Below are 2,846 nucleotides of genomic sequence, written 5' to 3' on the forward strand. Positions count from 1 at the left end.
AGCAGGAGCACAAAAGGCCTTGGGTGTCTCGCTGGGCAAGTTCTTTTGCGCGGGTGGAATGGCCGTCCCCGCTGCAAGAGGCCGTTGGTAGAAGGGAGCGGTTCATGGTTCATCATCAGGTCAATCGGCGGACATTTCTGGCCCAGGCAGTTGGCGCGACTCTCTTGGGCTCTTCCGGAATTCACGCCGTTTCTCTCGGCAGGGGGATCGACGAATCCCCTCTGCAGCCCGGGCAGAATGCGGTTGCCAGTGATTTTCTCGACGGATCCACCGAGGCCACGCGGTGGTGGGAACGGAATGTCGGTCCATTGGTTGGCCGCATTAAGGGGCGACACTCACGGGAGATAGCCCGGTCACCTTTCTCTGTGGGGATGGAAACGCTGGACAGGTCCATGTATGACCCGCAACGGGTTTATCGGCCGCTGGGAGAATTGGGGGTGAAATGGGCGCGGTTACAGACGGGCTGGGCGCGATGCGAGACCTCGCCAGGTGTATATGATTTCGGCTGGCTGGAATCGGTTGTGGATGCGGTTCGTGCTGAGGGTGTCACCCCGTGGTTCAATCTCGGCTACGGGAACAAGCTCTACATCCCCGAGGCCCCCGACGTCTCGGCGGTGGGTTGGGTTCCTATCCACAAGCCGGAAGCACAGAAGGCCTGGCTGAGATTTGTGGGAGCACTCGCCGCGCGGCTTGGTGATCGCGTGAAACACTGGGAAATCTGGAACGAGCCGAACATCAAGAACTTCTGGAAACCTGGCGATCCGTCCCCCGAACTGTATTGCCGGTTTGTGGCGGAGACCAGCCAGGTCCTGCGGCAGACGATTCCCGACGTCGTGATCATTGGTGGTGCCCTCGCTGGTATGCCCACCGATTACCTCCGTCAGCTTCTGGCCCACGGAATTTTGGACCATGTGGACAGAATCTCTTACCACCCTTACCGACCTGTGCCGGAGGACGGTTATCGAGAAACCCTGACGACCTGGCGGACAATTCTTCGACAGAACAGTCCGGGTGGAAAAGACGTGCCCTTATGGCAGGGGGAAAACGGGTGTCCTTCGCGACCGGGGAGTGCCGGCGCCCTCTCGCAATACGATTGGACCGAAACTCGCCAGGCGAAATGGCTCCTGCGGAGAATGCTCTACGACCGGGTCCTCGAGCTGGAGCTGACTTCCTATTTCCACATCGTCGATCTGGTGAATTACAACTGGGGGACAGGGCCGAGTGGCAAAACCAACTTCAAAGGGCTCCTGCGGGGAGAAGATTATTCTCCCAAGCCCGCTTACTATGCCTATCAACGCCTGTGCGCTTTGTTCGACGGCGAAACGCGTCGGGAGCCTGCACTCGATGACATGCTGGCTGTGGCGAGTGCGACGACGTCTGGGGAAGGGCGTCCGACAGGCAAAACCTCAGACGCGCGGACATGCGTGATAGCTGGCTTCTTGCGGAAGGATCGTCCGCTCTGGGTCCTGTGGTCGGTCGAGCCCCTCCACACACCGGGCCACGTGCCTCGTGCAGAAGTGGAATTACGCGGGGTGCCCAATGTGAACTCTCCCGTATTGATTGATCTTTTGAGCGGCTGCGTTTTTGCAGTGGACCATCGTGCGGGCAATTCCACCGCGTTGAGAATTCCCTCGCTGCCCATTCCCGACTATCCGGTGGTGATTGCCGATGGAGAGGCGATTCGTGATCTGATGATCAACCCTGTCCAGGTGAATGGATGAATCACACCAGCCGCTTTGCCCTTCTTTGGCCGGGTGTCATGTCGACTGCGAGAGGAAATCCGGTTTGCAGTTCGACGCAGAGGAGACCGCCGGACAACGTCGCGGACAGTTCATGGAGTAAGAGCCTGTCCGAAAACCCCACAGTGCCCAGGAAATCAAGCCGGTTGTGGGCGTTTCCAATACGCTCCAGGCTTTTAACCTTTCACTGATCCTGACAAAAAAGTGGGGATAGCTCAGGCCGACACCTCGTTGCGGAGCCGGGCCTCAGGTGTTATGCATAGGAATATTTCGCTTGCGTCTTGTGGGAAGATCGGGGGCCGGTGCCGTGGGTTCGGAAGTTGAAAAAATGGGGTCGGTGCCGCCGGATGTCTCGTGGACGAACTCGGAGACGTCGGCCATCGGGAAAACATCCATAACACACGCGCCGGTTATGTGGATGTAGAGAAGTCGAGGCATTACCGGGAATTTGGAGCTCTGGGAGCGCCGCGATGAAGATCAATGGTTATCTCGTCTTGTGTGTCGTTGTAGCGTCACTGGGTGGCTTGCTCTTCGGCTTCGATACGGCTGTCATTTCGGGGACGGAGAAAGCGCTCCAGAATCTTTTCCATTTGTCGGGGTTCTGGCACGGATTCACGGTGGCCAGCGCGCTCATCGGGACGGTCATCGGTTCGCTGGTGGCCGGGTATCCGGCCGATCGCTGGGGGCGGCGGGAAACGCTCATCCTCATTGCCGTCCTCTATTTTGTTTCGGCGGTCGGAAGCGCCCTGGCGTGGGATTGGTATTCGCTCGTGTTTTTCCGGTTTATTGGCGGGCTGGGGGTTGGCGGGTCCTCCGTTGTGGCGCCCATGTACATTGCAGAGATTTCGCCGCCCAAATGGCGGGGAAGGTTGGTGGCCGTCGTGCAGTTCAATATTGTGTTCGGCATTCTGCTGGCGTTCTTTTCGAATTACTGCATCGCGCTGCTTAACCTGGGGGATGTGGAATGGCGGTGGATGCTGGGGGTGGAGGCGTTTCCGGCCGGATTGTTCTGGCTGCTTCTCTACTTCACGCCCCAAAGTCCGCGGTGGTCGGTGGCCCGGGGACGCTGCGAGGAGGCCCGCGCGGTCTTTGAAAAGCTCGGTGCTT

At 58.9% G+C, this 2,846-nt stretch carries 2 protein-coding genes; both read left to right on the forward strand.

All coding sequences use genetic code 11. The annotated features are described in order from the left end of the window. The first annotated feature begins 104 nt into the window (after positions 1–104). A complete protein-coding gene (locus H5U08_RS14730) occupies positions 105–1,721 on the forward strand; it encodes a hypothetical protein (RefSeq protein ID WP_297034667.1) in 1,617 nt (538 codons plus the stop codon). Positions 1,722–2,209: 488 nt separating this feature from the next. Further along, on the forward strand, positions 2,210–2,846 hold a 637-nt coding region (locus tag H5U08_RS14735; RefSeq protein ID WP_297034671.1), incomplete at its 3' end, for an MFS transporter.

It is taken from the genome of Thermogutta sp. (genome assembly GCF_014359955.1).
Taxonomy (GTDB): Bacteria; Planctomycetota; Planctomycetia; order Pirellulales; family Thermoguttaceae; genus Thermogutta.